The 15,646-nt window shown below is 59.8% G+C and carries 14 protein-coding genes, 2 tRNA genes and 1 pseudogene; 5 read left to right on the top strand and 12 right to left on the bottom strand.

Annotated features, from left to right (window positions below):
• Positions 1–8: 8 nt before the first annotated feature.
• The 8 genes from GT019_RS20865 to GT019_RS20830 form a co-directional block, all read right to left on the bottom strand.
• Positions 9–557, bottom strand: coding sequence for an acyltransferase (locus GT019_RS20865; RefSeq protein WP_161745132.1), 549 nt, complete (start codon positions 555–557; stop codon positions 9–11).
• A gap of 314 nt (positions 558–871) precedes the next feature.
• Positions 872–1,648 (bottom strand): phosphotransferase family protein, encoded by a 777-nt coding sequence (locus GT019_RS20860; protein WP_161745131.1) that lies wholly within the window; start codon positions 1,646–1,648, stop codon positions 872–874.
• A 22-nt stretch (positions 1,649–1,670) separates the two neighbouring features.
• Positions 1,671–2,921 (bottom strand): lysophospholipid transporter LplT, encoded by a 1,251-nt coding sequence (lplT, locus tag GT019_RS20855; protein ID WP_161745130.1) that lies wholly within the window; start codon positions 2,919–2,921, stop codon positions 1,671–1,673.
• A gap of 182 nt (positions 2,922–3,103) precedes the next feature.
• A complete protein-coding gene (locus GT019_RS20850; RefSeq protein ID WP_161745129.1) occupies positions 3,104–3,841 on the bottom strand; it encodes a DUF4247 domain-containing protein in 738 nt (245 codons plus the stop codon).
• Between the two features lie 15 nt (positions 3,842–3,856).
• On the bottom strand, positions 3,857–4,363 hold the full coding sequence (locus GT019_RS20845) for a DUF4178 domain-containing protein (protein ID WP_161745128.1): 507 nt from the start codon (positions 4,361–4,363) through the stop codon (positions 3,857–3,859).
• A gap of 25 nt (positions 4,364–4,388) precedes the next feature.
• Complete coding sequence (locus GT019_RS20840) at positions 4,389–4,793, bottom strand: DUF350 domain-containing protein (protein ID WP_161745127.1); 405 nt, start codon at positions 4,791–4,793, stop codon at positions 4,389–4,391.
• Positions 4,794–4,958: 165 nt separating this feature from the next.
• Positions 4,959–5,630, bottom strand: a complete 672-nt coding sequence (locus GT019_RS20835) for a PspA/IM30 family protein (RefSeq protein WP_161745126.1) — start codon at positions 5,628–5,630, stop codon at positions 4,959–4,961.
• A 328-nt stretch (positions 5,631–5,958) separates the two neighbouring features.
• Complete coding sequence (locus GT019_RS20830; protein ID WP_161745125.1) at positions 5,959–7,548, bottom strand: phytoene desaturase family protein; 1,590 nt, start codon at positions 7,546–7,548, stop codon at positions 5,959–5,961.
• Between the two features lie 278 nt (positions 7,549–7,826).
• On the opposite strand from GT019_RS20830, the gene GT019_RS20825 reads away from it, so the two are divergent.
• From GT019_RS20825 to GT019_RS20810, 4 genes are all read left to right on the top strand, one after another.
• A complete protein-coding gene (locus GT019_RS20825; RefSeq protein ID WP_161745124.1) occupies positions 7,827–8,381 on the top strand; it encodes a hypothetical protein in 555 nt (184 codons plus the stop codon).
• Between the two features lie 39 nt (positions 8,382–8,420).
• Positions 8,421–8,496, top strand: a tRNA-Thr gene (locus GT019_RS20820).
• 11 nt (positions 8,497–8,507) lie between these two features.
• Positions 8,508–8,584, top strand: a tRNA-Pro gene (locus GT019_RS20815).
• A gap of 193 nt (positions 8,585–8,777) precedes the next feature.
• Positions 8,778–9,692 carry a ribokinase gene (locus GT019_RS20810; RefSeq protein ID WP_161745123.1) on the top strand — a complete coding sequence of 305 codons (915 nt, stop codon included), beginning with the start codon at positions 8,778–8,780 and terminating at the stop codon, positions 9,690–9,692.
• A gap of 325 nt (positions 9,693–10,017) precedes the next feature.
• Here GT019_RS20810 and GT019_RS20805 read toward each other — a convergent pair whose 3' ends face one another.
• Positions 10,018–11,418 carry a HEAT repeat domain-containing protein gene (locus GT019_RS20805; protein WP_161745122.1) on the bottom strand — a complete coding sequence of 467 codons (1,401 nt, stop codon included), beginning with the start codon at positions 11,416–11,418 and terminating at the stop codon, positions 10,018–10,020.
• A 187-nt stretch (positions 11,419–11,605) separates the two neighbouring features.
• Here GT019_RS20805 and GT019_RS20800 point away from each other — a divergent pair, with 187 nt between their 5' ends.
• Positions 11,606–12,451, top strand: a complete 846-nt coding sequence (locus GT019_RS20800) for an AraC family transcriptional regulator (RefSeq protein WP_235948816.1) — start codon at positions 11,606–11,608, stop codon at positions 12,449–12,451.
• A 387-nt stretch (positions 12,452–12,838) separates the two neighbouring features.
• Here the strand turns inward: GT019_RS20800 and GT019_RS20795 are convergent, their stop codons facing one another.
• From GT019_RS20795 to GT019_RS20785, 3 genes and pseudogenes are all read right to left on the bottom strand, one after another.
• Positions 12,839–13,987, bottom strand: a complete 1,149-nt coding sequence (locus tag GT019_RS20795; RefSeq protein ID WP_161745121.1) for a hypothetical protein — start codon at positions 13,985–13,987, stop codon at positions 12,839–12,841.
• A 159-nt stretch (positions 13,988–14,146) separates the two neighbouring features.
• Positions 14,147–15,049 (bottom strand): cation diffusion facilitator family transporter, encoded by a 903-nt coding sequence (locus GT019_RS20790; protein ID WP_161745120.1) that lies wholly within the window; start codon positions 15,047–15,049, stop codon positions 14,147–14,149.
• 148 nt (positions 15,050–15,197) lie between these two features.
• Positions 15,198–15,632 (bottom strand): annotated as a pseudogene (locus GT019_RS20785) (phytanoyl-CoA dioxygenase family protein); the annotation flags it as partial.
• Between the last annotated feature and the right edge of the window lie 14 nt (positions 15,633–15,646).

Here is a 15,646-nt window from a genome sequence, read left to right as displayed (position 1 = left end):
AGAAAGATTTACTGCCGGATCCACCCCTCCGGAATGTCGAGCTCGCGGATGATTCTCGCCGGCGTTCCGGCGACGAGCACGTTCTTGGGAACGTCCTTGTTCACGAGGCTGCCGGCGGCGACGACCGCGTTCTCCCCGATCGTGACGCCGGGCAGAATCGTGCAGCGCGTGCCGATCCATACGTTGTTTCCGATGACGATCGGTTTGCTCGCATCCGGACTGTCGTTTGCGTCGAGCTGGTGGTACATGCTGTCGAGGATGCTGGTGCGCGGGCCGATCTTCACGTCGGACCCGATCGAGATGCGCTGCCGGGCCGCGATGCCGACCCCTGCATTAATGAACGTATGATCGCCGATTTCCAGCACGCCGCCCTTTTCCACGGTAAGCTGCGTCGCCCATGGCTTGCCCACGAACCGAACCCGTTTCCCGATTCGCAGCGTCCCTGACCGATTCACGTAAAGCTTCCCTTTGATCCATGGAAGCTCTCGCAGCGAATGTCCTCCTTTCCCGAATCGAATCATCCATTTCAGCCTTCTGAGCGTGTTGACAAGCATCATGCGTTGCCCTCCGAAATTCAGTTTACGTTCCGGCAAGCATTTACCCATGTACGAGGCATATTGAAACATCCGACCCGGCGAACAAGTCGAAGATCCATACGAAAAAAGCCCTTCGCCCTGCCGCCGCGGCAGCAAAACGAAAGACTAATTTAGAATAATTTTATTTAAATTTTAGCCATTCCTTAGAAAACGACGCGCGTAACCGCCCATAATCCATGATTCCAGGTGCAAGAAAGCCGTATACGGGTCTCTCCTAAGCCTCAATATTCGTGCACCTACCGGTTCCGGCTTCACGCCTGCCGTCCTTCGCCGCGTTAGAAAAACGCATAAAGCCCTTCCTCGTAATAACGATATTCCTCGATCGTGAGCCGCAAGCCATCATAGGCTTCATAGAACAACGCCACGTCATGCGCGCGTTCAAACGCATTCGGCTTCGGCCTGATCGCCAGCGCTGCATCGTACCGCGGATCGCCGAAGGCGGCTCCGGACCAATCGATGACGCCGACGACGGCCCGATCGCGAACGAGCACGTTGTCGATCGTGAAGTCGCCGTGGATCAGCGTCGCCTCGATCGGGTCCGGCTTCGAACGTTCCAGTTCAGCCAGCAATTCCGCGCTGCCGTCCACCGCATGATGGGCCAAATTCGATCTCGCCTGCAGCAGCATGCCGTCCAGCCAATCGCCCTGGCGCTTCAATTCCGCCGGGCAAGGCGATTCATGGATTCGCTTGAGCGCGGCGCCGTATTCGTGGATGGCCTGCTCCCGTTTGGATGCGCGATGCTCTGTCGTCAGGAACTCCCGCAAACGCGTTCCTTCTATATAAGACATCACAAGCCAACTGCCGCTGGGCTCCTCGGCATAGCCGATTACGTCCGGGATGGGCAAGCCGGCGGAATGCAGCAGCCGGAGGCTCCGATGCTCCTTCCGCAACCATTCGCGGTACAGCGGATGAACGCATTTCTTCATTATATACATTCCGCTGTCGGTCGTCGCAAGCGCCACGACCGACGTATGTCCCTGGGCCGGCAGCCCGAGTTCCCTGACGTCCCCGATAAGCCGAATGACCGATTCCGGTATATCCGCCAGCTTCATCCTGTCCGCCTCCCGTTCCTGGTTAAGCGTCTTGTTTCCCGGCATGCCCGGCTTGCTCGGAAAATGGCTTGCTTTGATCTGCCCGCTTGCGACGTTCGGCTCCCAGGACATTCGGCAGCTGCGTCGCCAGGAACAAGATGAACGCGAGCAGCACGAGGCCGATGCCGATCACGGAGCCGTTGACGGAGACATCCATCTGGCTGAGCGTCAGATAGATCAACAACCCGCTGACCGTGAGAATGTTTTCGCTGAAGTTTTGAACCGCGATCGTCTTGCCGGAGCCGATCGTCGACTTCCCTTCCTCCTGCAGCATCGTATTCAGCGGAATCACGAAGATGCCGCCGAAGATGCCGATAAGGAACAACAGCACGATGGTCAACCAGAGTTCGTAGGTCATCGTGGCCACCATCACCGATGCGACCATGAACAAGCCGTAATAGAAGGCCCGGTGCAGCTTGCCGGCCGGCACCAGCTTGGGCGTCAGGAACGCGCTCACGACCACGCCGACCGCCGTGATGCCGATCATCATGGACTGCTGGTCCGTATCCGTGATGCCCAGGTTGAGCGGCAGCCAAGCGATCAGCGCGATGCGAAGCACCGCGGCCGTCAGCCAGAACGAGCCGGTGCCGATCAGCGAGAAGCGCGCGCGGGGATTGCGGAACATCGTGCCGAAGTCCCGCAGGAACTGCATCGCTTCCTTGCCGTACCGCAGCTCGGCGTTCCCCGCCCTGGCCGGAATGACGAGCGTCATCAGCAAGGAGAGCACATAGACGCCGAGACAGGTAAGCACCGCCGGAAGATCGGAGTTTTGCGCCAGGAAGCCGCCCGCGACCGTTCCCAGCAGGATGGCCAAAATCGTGGAGCCTTCCACCTTCGCGTTCGCCCGGAGCAGCTCGTCCTCGGTCCGGGTCAGCTCCGTCAGGATGCCGTACTTCCCCGGCGAATACACGACCGCGCCGATGCCGACGAATACGTAACACAGCGCCGGAGGCAGTCCGAACAGCAGCATACCGATGCCGACGGCCTTCAAGGCGTTGCCGAGCAGCAGCACGTTCGATTTCGCTTTCTTGTCGGCGTACGCCCCGACGATCGGCGCCAAGATCACGTATGCCGCCAGGAAAGCGATCTGGATGTAATTGACCGCGATGTCCGGGTTCTCCGCGCCTTGGCGCTTCACCATGCCCACGATCAGAAAAAAGTTCAAATTATCCGCGAATGCGCTCAGAAACTGCGTGAGCACGACCGTATTCAGCGGCGACAACATTCGTTTCATCCCTGTTCCCCTTCCTCTACGCACGACTAACTATCGATTGCAACCTCCCTATCATACCGCAATGCGCATGCCCGATTAAAGTCCGAATTTAGACCCCTCACGCAAAAAAAGACGGCGGACGGAACCGTCGGGTTCCGTCCGCCGTCTCTATTCTTATTGTCACGAACCGTGCGCGCTCAGGCTCATCGTCGCCTGGAAACTCTGCCGAAACCGACCCGCGTCTTCGGCTTCGACGACTTGCGCGGCGTGAGCCAGCCGCCCGATTTTTTGCCGCTGTCCGTGTCCCGGGTAATCTTGCCCTTCGACGGATTGCTCGTCACTCCCCCCGAATCGGAAGGACTGGTCGGCACGGCGTTCTTCGAGCGCTTGAACACCGAGCCCGTGCGCGTCACCGTCATCGGCGGCACGGCTTTCTTCTCTTGGTCCGTCGGCGCATGGTAGCTGCCGCCGGTCGGCTTGTACGTGCCGCGGTCGTCGTAACCGCGATACGCGCCGTGGCCGTAGCGGCCGTTATCGAACAGATTGCCGAGGAAGCTCGCGAGCAGATACCCTTCCAGAAAGCTCGAGCTGTAATTGTTGCGGACGTATTCCTGGGAATCGACTTCGATCAGCGTATCTTCCGGCTTCGCCGTATCCTGCTGCAGATGAATGATGCGGTCGGAGTACACGAGGAACATATGGTCCTTCGCTTCCGTCGATTCCTGCTGCGGTTTATCCGCATCCACGAGCGCCTTCGCGACCTCGGGCACGCTCACCCCGGCGGCGCGGTACACGTACGAGGTTGAGGCCCCGCTGCCGTTCACCGATTCGAGCGGATATTGCTCCTCGATCTTCTGATTGATGCCGCAAGCGGCCAGCAGCGGAAAGACGAGCGTGAAGACAAGAAGTAATTTAAGTAAGTACGAGCTCTTGCTTCGCATCCTTCTCATCCTCCCCTAGTTTCCGCGGAGAACGCGAACATCGGCAGCAAGCACGTCTTCCCCTTCGTACAGCATGAAGCGGCCGTCCTGCCACTCGACCCGCAGCAGCTTCTGGTCGTCCGACTGATACTGCCATACGTATTGCTCGCCGCCCTGCACGAACGGCGTTCTGCCGGCCGCGGTGACGAAGCCGGAATATTGTTCCTCCAAGTGGAACGTCCTGTCGTCCAACTCCAGCTCCGTCGGCACTTCCTCCACGGAATCCAGCCGGCCGTCGATCGGCTCGTAGAGCGCATAAACGGTCCGCTCGCGTTCTTCGATCGTCAGATAGCGAATGGCCGATCCGTCCTGCAGCGTGAGCACGACGAGATTGCGCTTGCGGTTCTGCAGTCTGCCGACTACCTGGTAGGTCACCAAGGATACTTCGCAGACGTCGCCGGGACCGATCGTCAGCAAGCTTTTCTCCACGATCGGCGGCTCGGGTTTAGCGATAATGTTTTTGATGCGCGAAAATATGCCCATGGCGATCGCTCCTTACGATTCTAGTTTACAAGCACGCCCCGATAATGAGCGCTCCCGCCAGATGCAGCGAGCCCGTAAACAGCGCCGGCGCGATCTGGTTCTGCTTCGTGCCTTCGGTGAGGTCCAGTCCCGACATCGCCCGGAGCGCGAATTCGACGAGGCTCTCGATGAGCAGCAGGATCACGAACGATATGGCCGATACGAGCAGCGCTTCCCACAGATCGTCCGATGTCGTGATGGAGCGCGAGAGAATGTAAGCCTGCGCGAGCAGCTTCATGATGAAGCGGGTCGTCACCGCCACGTTCCCTTTCTTGATTTCTTCCAAATCCTTGTACCGGGTAAACAGCGAATCGACCGCCATCAGCACGATCAGCAGCACCGCGCCCGCTCCGGTCCATACAAGAATGCCGAGCATCTCGTCAAGTGTCATTCGTCAAGAGCCTCCATCGTCTAATTTGCCGCAGCGCCGCGCTTCGCAAAGAAAAAACGTCCTTGGGCGGATGGAAGGCAGCGCGCGAAGCTTAGCGGTCCATGCCGGCGGACGTTCGTTCCGATTGCGAACAAGCGGATTGCTTAGTTGTAGTATACTACGCGCTTACTCTTTTTTCTCGTATTGCTTCATCAAAGCGGCCAGTTCGTCGTCGACGGCTTTGTTCGTGCCGAGCGCTTCGAATTCGTCGTCGAGCGACTTGCCTTTGCTGTTCATTTCGTTGCTTGCTTCGGCTTGCGCTTCCGCCTGCAGCATCTTCTCTTCCATCCGCTTCAAGCCGGACATCGCCGTGTCGGAGCTGAAACCCGCCATCGACTTGTTGATGTCGGCTTGCGCTTTGGCCGCTTTGTAACGGGCCACGAGCGTTTCGCGTTTGTTTTTCATTTCCGTCAGCTGGTCGCGCATCTCGCTCAGCTTGCCGCGAAGATTGTCCGCGGACGCTTTGTTGGAGTCGTAGCTGACCTTGTACTCGTCGCGCTTCGTCTCGGCGGCTTTCTTCTCTTCCAGCGCGCGTCTGGCGAGCTCGACGTTTTGCATGGAAGCAGCCGTGTGCGCTTGCTCGCCGCGCTTCTGCACGAGCGCTTCCTGCTCTTCGTACAGCTGCTTGAACCGTTTCTCGATCGCGATTTGCGCGGCTACCGCTTTCTCCGCGTCTTCCAAATCCTCTTGCATGTCGCGGATATATTGGTCCGTCAGTTTGATCGGATCTTCGGCTTTCTCGATCAGGGAGTAGACATTCGACAACGTGAGGTCGCGCAGGCGTTTAAATACGGACATGGTTTCATTTCCTCCTCGATAATGTGCTGTTCGTCAGCGTTTATGCTACCTAATACGACAACGGGCCGGGTTGCGTTTCAAAAAAATTCGCGCGCGTATTAGCGGATTCCGGCCCTGCGGCCTTGCCTGCCCAATTGCGGAACGCGGCGAGTCGGAGCCGCCGGCATCAAGTAGAAGCATACGGCCCTATTATTAAAATCGACATCCTTAATTTAACATACGGGACGGAAACAAGGAAAGAGCCTTTCGCGGCGTCAAACGCCGGAAGAGGCTCTCGTGCGCGCTTCACCCGAGCCGTCGATCAAGCCCGGCAGTCAGCCGAACGGCGTTATCGATCGCGCGACAGCAGCTGCTGCGCCACGATATAACCCGATCCGCCGTTAATCCCGTGTCCCGGCCAAGTGGCGGCGCCAAGCATGTACAGATTCGGAATCTCCGTGCGATGGCTCGGCTGCGAAGGCAGCGGACGGAATAAATAGCTCTGCGCGAAGTCGTGCGATCCGCCGTAAGGGTCGCCAGGACCCGAATTCGGATTGAAGCGGGCGAGGCTGTCCGGGGTAATGACGGATTTGGCGATGATGGCGCCGGGAAGATTCGGGATATGCTTGCCGGCGACGGCGATCACGCGCTCCGCAAACCGTTCGGTCAGCTCCGGCGTCCATGCGCCGTCGCCGACGTCGATCCGACCGGCGGCATCCCCCCGCGGACGGCAAGGAACCTCGAGCACCTGAAGCCGCATGATCGCTTTGCCGGCCGGCGCCCGGGTCGGATCGAAATTGGTCGGGCAATCGACCGTAAAGGTCGGCTTGGCAGGCAGGAGATCGGCCATCCCTTGCGCGATCGCTTGGGTGAAGCCGTCGAGCCCGTCGGTCAGATGGGGCTGGCCGACGCGCGCGAACCGCGCATCCGGCCACTTCGGCGCTTCGCTCAGCGCGAGATGGATCTGTACGCAGCCTCTTCCGTAACGGAATCGCTTTGCTTGGCCGCGAATCTCGGAGCTGACTTGCGTGTCGGCCAAGAGCGACAAGTACAGCTGATCCGGCCCGGTCGAGGCGACGACCGCATGCTTCGCGCGGTATTCCTCGCCTTCCGCCGTGCGCACGCCGACGGCTTTGCCGTGTTGGACGATAATCCGTTCGGCCCGCGCGCCGGTAATGATCGTGCCGCCTTGGTCCTGCACCAGCCGCGACAAAGCCTGCGCGAGCTTCTCGCTCCCGCCTTCGGGAATCGGCATGCCGCCGCCCATGAGCGCCATCGCCGTGAGCGGCACCCAGATGCCGCTGCCGACCTCGTCCGGCGTTCTGCCCAGATGCGTGACCCATGACGCCAGCATGGCGCGCGTGACAGGCGAACGGAAATCGCCCACCGCGTTGCGCGCCGTGGAATACAGGGAAGCGGCGAACGCCGAATAGCCTTTCCCTTCGGAACGATGGTCATGCAGCAGCTTTCGAATAATCTCGGAAGCCCGTTGACCCGACAAGTCCAGATTGAACAGCTCGAACACATCCCCCGCATACGGCGCGAACGACGCGAACAATCGTCCCATCGCCGCGCCGTCTCCCGGCGCCAGACGTTCGGCTTCCGCGGCCAGCTCCTCGCCCGTGCGCGCGAAGACGGCCGTGTCGCCGTTCTCCATCGATACCCCCGTCGGAAGATCCGTGTTCGCGTAATGCAGTCCCCGCGCCTCCAGCGCTTCCCTGAAGTCCGCGTACGCCGGCCCGGTCAGGAACAGCGGGTGGGCCGCGGCGTACACGTCGTGCTTGAAGCCGGGCAGCGTCAGCTCGTCCGTTCGCAAATAGCCCCCCGGCCGGTCGTTCTTCTCCAGCAGGAGGACGCTTCTCGCCGCGCGCGTCAAAAAAGCGGCTGCGATCAATGCGTTATGGCCGCTTCCAATCATGATTACGTCATACTCGTTCAACGGCTATTCCTCCTCCATGTCTATCATCCAAAACCAGTCTATCGCAAGCGGAAAGCGAGGGTTGTCGGATCTTGTACCGAATCCCAAAGATTTCCTTAATAATTGCAATGATGCGTCAGATTGTTGCGGTTTGAGGCAGATCGCGTGTGATAACGGCACTTAATAAATAGATTGAATTATCCTCGTTCCGCGATCGGGCGCGGCGCATGATGAATAATTTCCGACGATGCAAGGTAATACAATGTAGAAACGAATTCTTTCGACCGGGAGGTTCAACGATGGAAAACGCGTTCGTTCAGTCCCAGATCGCCTGCATCCTGGGCGACGGCTGCTTCGTCCACGAAGTTCGGACGGCCAAATCGGGCGACACCGTCATTCTCTATTCGCCGCACGGTCGCTGCGACATCCACGCCCGCATCGTCTATCCGAACGGCGTGGCGACGAAGCGCCACAGGAACGATCTGTCGCTGCATGTCGCTCCGATCGCCGGGACGCAAGTCAAGGCATGGAACCTGCAGTATATCCGCATCCTGGGCGACAAGGTCAACCAGGGGTTCGGATCCATCATGATGAGACAGCTGCTGCTGCTTGCGGAGCGGGAGGGAATTGCCTATATCGAGGGCCGCATGAGGCAGGCCGAGCATCGGGAGCATCTCGAGCGACTGCGGCATTTCTACGCCAAATTCGGCTTCGCCGTCGACGAGCGGTTCAACCTGCGGTGGGACAACGAAAAGCTGCGGGCCGCGCCGCCGCCTTGCGCTTTTGAGCGGAAGCGGTTCTTCCGGTTCTCGCCGTTCCGTAAAGCCGAAAAAAAGGACTTGCATCCTTTTTAAAGGATATGATAAGATACTTTTTGTGTTCAGAACACAGTTGCCGGTGTAGCTCAGCTGGTAGAGCAACTGACTTGTAATCAGTAGGTCGGGGGTTCGACTCCTCTCGCCGGCACCATCTTCGCTTTTCGGGACGTAGCTCAGCTTGGTAGAGCACCTGGTTTGGGACCAGGGGGTCGCATGTTCAAATCGTGTCGTCCCGACCATTTTCACAATCGCGTTCAGATCCTGGACGTTGCATACGATGCATATTACGTTGAAGCGCGGGCAAAGGCCCGCGCTTTTTTAGTTGCGGCGCGGTCCTGTCGGATTGACGACGATTTTTGACGCATGCTATAGTCGGGATGCATAGGATCGGTAACCGTTACCACATTCCCTTACACGCAAAGGATGATAAAGATGACGCAAAAACCGCGAATCGCCGTTGTCGGCAGCTTGAATATGGATCTCGTGATCTCGATGCGGCGCATGCCCCGGATCGGCGAAACGATCCAAGGCGACGACATCCATTACATATCCGGGGGGAAAGGCGCCAACCAGGCGGTCGGCTGCGCCAAGCTCGGCGCGGACGTGCGGATGATCGGAGCGGTCGGCGGAGACGGCTTCGGCGATCAAGTCATGGCGCGGATGAACGCTTTCGGCGTCGCCGTGGATACGGTGTCCGTCCTGAAGGACTCTGCTACGGGGACGGCCACCATCCTGCATGCCGAGAACGACAACAGCATCGTCATCGTGCCCGGCGCCAACGGCATGTGCACGCCGGCGATGATGCAGGCGCACGCGTCCGTCATCGCGGAAGCCGATGCGCTGATCGTCCAGCTCGAGATCCCGCGCCCAGCCGTGGAAGCGGCGCTGCGGATCGCCCGCGAGGCCGGCGTGCGCACGATCGTCAATCCCGCGCCGGCGCTCGCGCTGACGGAGGAACAAATCGCCCTGGGCGATTATTTCACGCCGAACGAGACGGAATTCGAGTTCTATTGCGGGAGCTCCGCCGCGAACGAGGACGAGCTGTTCGCCCAGATGCGGGCTTGGCGGACGAGATTCCCGCACCAGACGCTGATCGTAACCCGCGGCAAGCACGGCATCTCCTGCCTGCCCGCGGACGGCGACGAGATCGTGACGGTCCCCGCTCCCCTCGTGCAGGTCGTCGACACGACCGGCGCCGGCGATTCGTTCAACGCGGCGCTCTGCTACGGCCTCGCGGCGGGCTGGAGCCTGGAAGAGACGCTTCCGCTCGCCGTCAAAGCCGCTTCCCATTCCGTGACGGTCTTCGGCGCGCAGGACGGCATGCCGACGATGGCGGATCTCGCTTAGAACCGCCGGGGCTTGACCAACGCGCCGTCGAATTGGACACCGGAAACAGCCGCAAATAAAAAGGGACGATGCAGCAGCTGCATCGCCCTTTTTCGTTATACCTGTTTCTACGATCGACTAGAGCCTCGCGCGTCCGTATGACCACTCGCTGCTCTATCCGCGCCTCGTTGGCAGATGGAAGGATTCGCGCTTCGCCCGCTTCGGCTTTTCCATGCAGTCTATTCCATGCAGTCTCTCGTTGCGGACAGCCTTTCCTTTTGGCCTGCAGCTGCCGCCATTCATTCATGCATTCTTCACATCGCAGCCTTCCGGCTGCTCCCGCCTATCAGAACGTGCTGGCCGGCGTCGTATCCGAACACCAGCGCGTATTGAACAGCTCGTTCATCAGCACCTCGTGCGCTTCCTTCGTGCCGATGCTGCGCAGCGCTTCCAGCGCATGGCCGCGCACGTAGCGGTTCTCGTCCGCGAGCGAGCGCTCCAGGGCCGGCACGGCATCCGCGGCGGCAGGACCGACGCGTACCAACGACAGGCCGGCCGTGAACTTGACCTGCGTATCCTCGTCCGCCAGCGCCTTGATCAGCGCGGGCACGACGGCGGACGGATTCGCGCTCATGATGCCGAGCGCCTCGACGGCCGTGCGCCGAATCTCGACGGACGGATGATCCAGAAGCGCGGCGACCTGCGGCACGGCGCTTTCCGCCAAGCCGCGCAGCTCGGAGAGCGCGAACGCGGCATTATTGACGGCGATCTCGTCCTCGCTCGCCAACGCTTGCGTCAGCCCCGCCACCGCTTCGGAGCCGGCGGTCGACAATCCGTACGACGCGATGCGCGCGCGCTTCTTGTAGCCGCCGCCCAACGCGTCCAGCAGCACGCGGATGCCTTCCGGCCCGCTTGCAGCCAGATCGTAGGCCGCCGCGAGGGCATCCGGCTCCTTCGATCCCGTCAGGCGCGCCGACAACGCTTCGATCGCTTCGGCATTGCCCGGCTTGGTGTTCGCCCGGGAGGCGATGCGACCCGACATCCAGTTCCATACGTCCTCGGCGATCGCTTCGTGGGCCGACGGTTCGGGACCTTGCACCTGGCGGAAATCCGCCTGCCGGTTATCCCAGGTCGGCGCCGTCGGTGCCTGCGTCCGCATGAATTCGAATTTCAGCATGAAACGCGGCTGACCGAGCAGATTCGGCGTCGAGCGATGCCAAATATCGTAGTGGATCAGCGCGAACGTGCCCGCTTCGCCTTTCGCCGTCGCTTCCTCCGCCATCTCGTCGGAAGCGAAATTCCGGCCGTCCTCGTACTGCGTGCCCGGCAGCACGCCCGTCGGTCCGAGCTCCTGCGGCGTGTCCTGCGGGAAATACATGATCATCGCCCACCACGGATGATGGTTGCGCAGCCTGTCGTAGCCCCAATAGCTGTCCTTATGCCACGCGCCCGGCTTCGGGATGGAATTGTAATGCCCGTGGCGATGCGTGTGGAGCAGATAGTCCGGTCCGAGCACGCTGGTGAGCGCGCCGGTGATGACGGGATGCTCGAATACCCGCTGCAGGTCGCGGATCCGCGGCAAAATGTTGTTGCCCGGGTTGCCTTCCTTGTCGTAAATCTCGTTCAATTGCGTGACGAGGCGTTCATGGAACGCTTTCGGGAAATCCGTTTTCAAGATTAAAAATCCGTTTACGATAAAAGATTTGAGCTGCTCGTCGGTGAGCAGAAGCGGTTGTCGCGTCGTCATTGCCTCATCGTCCTCCTCGGTTGTCTTCTCCTCCCCATTATAGGATCCGGCCGCGCGCATTCAAATGGATAAGGCTAAGAATGAAGGTGCCAAAGTTAAGGTATCCGTTTGCAGCGGCGCCCAAATGGTCTATGATGAAACCATACGCTTTCCATTCCATAGATTCGGTCCGTTAGGAGATCCCCGCATGAGCATGAGCATGAACATGAAACGCGAGCACGGCGCCTTGACCGACCTGCTGCATTCGCTGCAAATCGACCTGCAGATCGCGCGCAAGACGCAAGTGACGCACGAATGGCAGGATTACGATTTCGTCCCCGAATACAATAAGCTCTACTACATCCTGGAAGGCGAAGGCTGGCTGAAATCGGGCGAAACCGAGCTGACGCCGGCGCCGGGCGACCTCTGCCTGCTGCCCGCCTTCGTCAATCAGTCCTACGCGACGCTGAAGAACCGGCCGCCGTTTCTGAAGTACTGGTGCCATTTCACGTCTTCGATCGGACCGTTCGACCTGTTTCAATGGATCGGCGTGCCGCTCTCCATTCCCGTCGCCGACCGCGAGGATATGTCGGCCCTGTTCGACATTCTCGCCAGCTCGTACGGCAATGCCTCCGTCATCGCCAGGCTGCGCGAGAAATCGATCCTGCTCGAGATCATCTCGCGTTACCTCGAACATGTGCCGATTACGATCCTGCAGCATCGCTCCGAGGATTTGAAGCGGATCCAATTCATCCAATCGTATATCGACACCCATATGGAAAGCAGCCTGAAGGTGGAGGACATGGCGAAGGCCGCCCATCTGCATCCGAATTATTTCATCGCGTATTTCAAGAAGCAGTTCGGCGTGCCCCCGCTCAAATACATCAGCCGCAGGCGGGCGGACAAAGCGAAAATCCTGCTCTCCACGACCGCGCTCAGCATCAAGGACATCGCCGATCAGACGGGCTTCAAGGAAACGAACCATTTCGCGAAGTTTTTCCGCAAGGAAACGGGCCAAAGCCCGACGGAATATCGCCTGCTGCACGGCAGTTAACCGGCGTCCTCACTGCAAGAAGCCTAACGGCAACAAGGCGTTCTCCCCGGCGGGCTGCCGAGCGATCGCCTTGATTGTCGTGGACGCCTAATTTGCATGAAGGGTTTGCCGAATGCAGTCCCGTCACCCGGCAATACGAACCGTGACCGGCCGAACGCCGACTCGCGCCAGGCCATACGATCCCCAACCGGCAAGAGTGCCGATTCGGCACTCGCGCCAAACGAAACCGCGGGCGGGCAGCCCGAACATCGGCCCGGCGCTGTGCCAGTAGCCGCGAGCTGGCAGCTTCGCGGCACGCAACGAAAAAACGCCTCTTGACTAGTCAAGAGGCGTTTTGCCGAAATTCACAGCTAAGCCGAACCTTAAATCGGCATCGTGTGTTCGCGCTTATCGGCGGGCGTTGTAGCCGATGAACGTTTTGGAATCGAGGTCGAACACGACCGTGAGCGGTCCGAGCAGCTCGTCTTGGTCGGTTTGGTACGTGACGGCGACCAGCTTGCCGCCTTTATCCTTCACGGCTTGCAGCAATTTCTTCGCTTCGTCCGTCGTAGCCAGCACGCCGGAATCGGCGGCATTCACCACTTCGACGACCGCTTCTTCCTTCTTCGTCTTCACGTGCGACGCTTGGCCTTCGGGAAGCTTGCTCCAGGCCAGCGTCTGGAACTCGGCGATCGCCGCAGGGGCAAGCGAATCCTGTGCCGGTTTATCCGTCAGCGCGACCAGGTAGAACACCAGGCTGATCGGCGGCAGGCTCTTCGTCATCTCCGGACCGTAGTAAGCGACGACCTTCGTGCCGGCTTTCAGGCTTTCCCAATCGATCGACGAGCCTTGCGCGTTCATGAGCTTCGTTTCTTTGCCGGCGTTCAGCACGATCTGCGAAGCAGCGTCGGCGCCGATCGTCACTTGCCAGCCGTCTTCCGTGTGTTTAACCGCCGAGATCGTGTCTTCTTTGACCAGACGCTCCGTGCCGACCGTTACTTTCGCCGCGTGGGATTGTCCCGGGAAGCTCATGGTCATCATCGGACCGTATTCGGCGACGATTTCCGTGCCGGCTTTCAAATCCTTGGCCGCGAACGTTTTGCCGCTGCCGTCCGTCAATTTGGTTTCTTGGTCAACGGTCAGCAGCACCCAGCTGTTCGTGCCTCGGCCGACGACGTCAAGACGGTATGTACCGTTGTCCATCGGCGTTACGCTTTGGATGACGCCGGAGAGCATCATCAGCTGCGCTTCCTGGTCTCCGCTGCCGTCGTTGCCGCCTCCATTGCCCGGATCTCTGGAAACCAGCGAAAGGCTCTTGTCTTTCGCGTTGTATTGTACGTCGAAGCCGAGCGCGTTCGCTTCGCTCTTCGCCGGGAGATACGCTTGGCCGTTGATGAATACCGGCTTCATGGACGTGTTTTGTCCATCGACCGTCACCTTGATGTCGCTGCGCACGAGTCCGTTTACTTTTTGGAACAAACCGGATGCCTCCGCGGCGACCGCCGAGCCCATCAAACCTACAAGCGTTGCCACGATAATGATTTTCTTCTTGTTCATGTTGTTTTTGCCCCTTCCAATCGTCGAGTAGTAGTTGTACTTTCTTACATGTCCTCAGACGGCGACCTCGGGGAAAAGGTTGCAGCACTTTCATTATTCGTCCCGAAGCACTAGATTCCGCATGCAAAAGCCGGCATACTTCATGCCGGCCCGATCCCGCTATTCGTCCGCATACCATGGATTCAGATGCACGAGCACCTCATCCACCTCGGGATGGGCGTCCTGCACTTTTCGTTTGATCTTGCGGATAATGTCATGCCCTTCCTGAATGGTCAGCGTTCCGAGCACCGCGACCCTGGCGTCCACCAGGACATAATGACCGTGCTCGCGCGCGCGGAGGCGATCGATCCGGCGTACTTCCGGCACCTCGCGCAGATGCTCCATGATGTCTTCGACCTTCTCGGGACTGAGGCTCTTGTCCATCAGGACATCGACGGTCTCGCGCGCCATCTCGATGCCGAGCCGCAGGACGAGCACCGAGACGATGACGCCAGCGGCCGGATCGCCGTAGCCGAGCCACTCGATATCGATCCGTTCGCCGAGCCAAGCCAGAAAGATGCCGATCGACGCCGCGAGCGAGGCATAGACATCGGCCAAATGATCGTAAGCCGTCGCCAGCAAGGCTTTGCTGTTGACCGTCATGCTGACGCGCTTCGTATAAATGTACAGCAATTGCTTCACGATCAGCGATACGACGGCGGCGGCGAGCGCGATCAGATGCGCTTCGCCCGGCGGATGGAAGAAGGCCAGAACGGCATGATAGCCCATGTAGAGCGCGGCGAGCACGAGTATGAACGCCACGACGCCCGCGCCCAGCACCTCGGCTTTGCCGTGGCCGTAAGGGTGGTCCTCGTCGGGCGGCTTGCCCGAGAGCCGCATCGAGCTGTACGCGGTCGCGGTGGCGATGATATCGCCGGCGTTATGAATCCCGTCCGCGATCAGGACCTGGCTCTTGAATACGATCCCGACGATGAGCTTGATTCCCGTAAGAAGCACATTGCTGAGCAGAGAGACCCACATAGCAATGACAGACGATCGATTTCCCAAGGCGTCTCTCCTCATCTCCTTCGTTTGCCGGCGCTTTTCTTGCAGAGGAATCTTACCATTCTCGCCCAGGGAAAATCAAATATACTTTTCAATATGCGCAGCGCAAAACAGGCCTCGCCGAATCATCGGCGAAGCCTGCAATCGTCGTCCCGTCCGCCTGCCGCTAAACGTTCAACGCCGCGGCTCGCGCCGCTCGCGCAAGCGCGGGCAGATGACCTTGGTTCTCTTGGATCTGGCGCAAATGGCGCATGCGTTCCGGACCGGCATCGTGCAGCACCGCCTCGCCGTGCAGCTCCTCCACCCAATACGGGGCAAACGTGCCGACGTACTGATGAAGTTCGTCCATATGCTCCTCCGTGTAATGCCGGGAAAAGTTGAGCAGCAGCACCCTGCGGTTATTGCCGCCGTTAAAGGCCGCGTGCTTGAGGTAATTGTTGAAGACCAGCAGATCGCCGGGGCGGATATCGATCGGCACCGCCGGCAGGTCCGTCCGGTCGACGCCCCACTGCGCCGCCATGTCCGGCGCTTGGATGCGCGATTTCAAGATCTCCGTGAACTGGTCGCCGATGAAGTGGCTGCCCGGAATCACCCGCAGCGCTCCCGTGTCCTTGG

It is taken from the genome of Paenibacillus glycinis, assembly GCF_009909185.1.
Lineage (GTDB): Bacteria > Bacillota > Bacilli > Paenibacillales > Paenibacillaceae > Paenibacillus_Z > Paenibacillus_Z glycinis.
The sequence above is the reverse complement of the archived record's forward strand: the minus strand, read 5'-3'. Positions and strand labels throughout refer to the sequence as shown.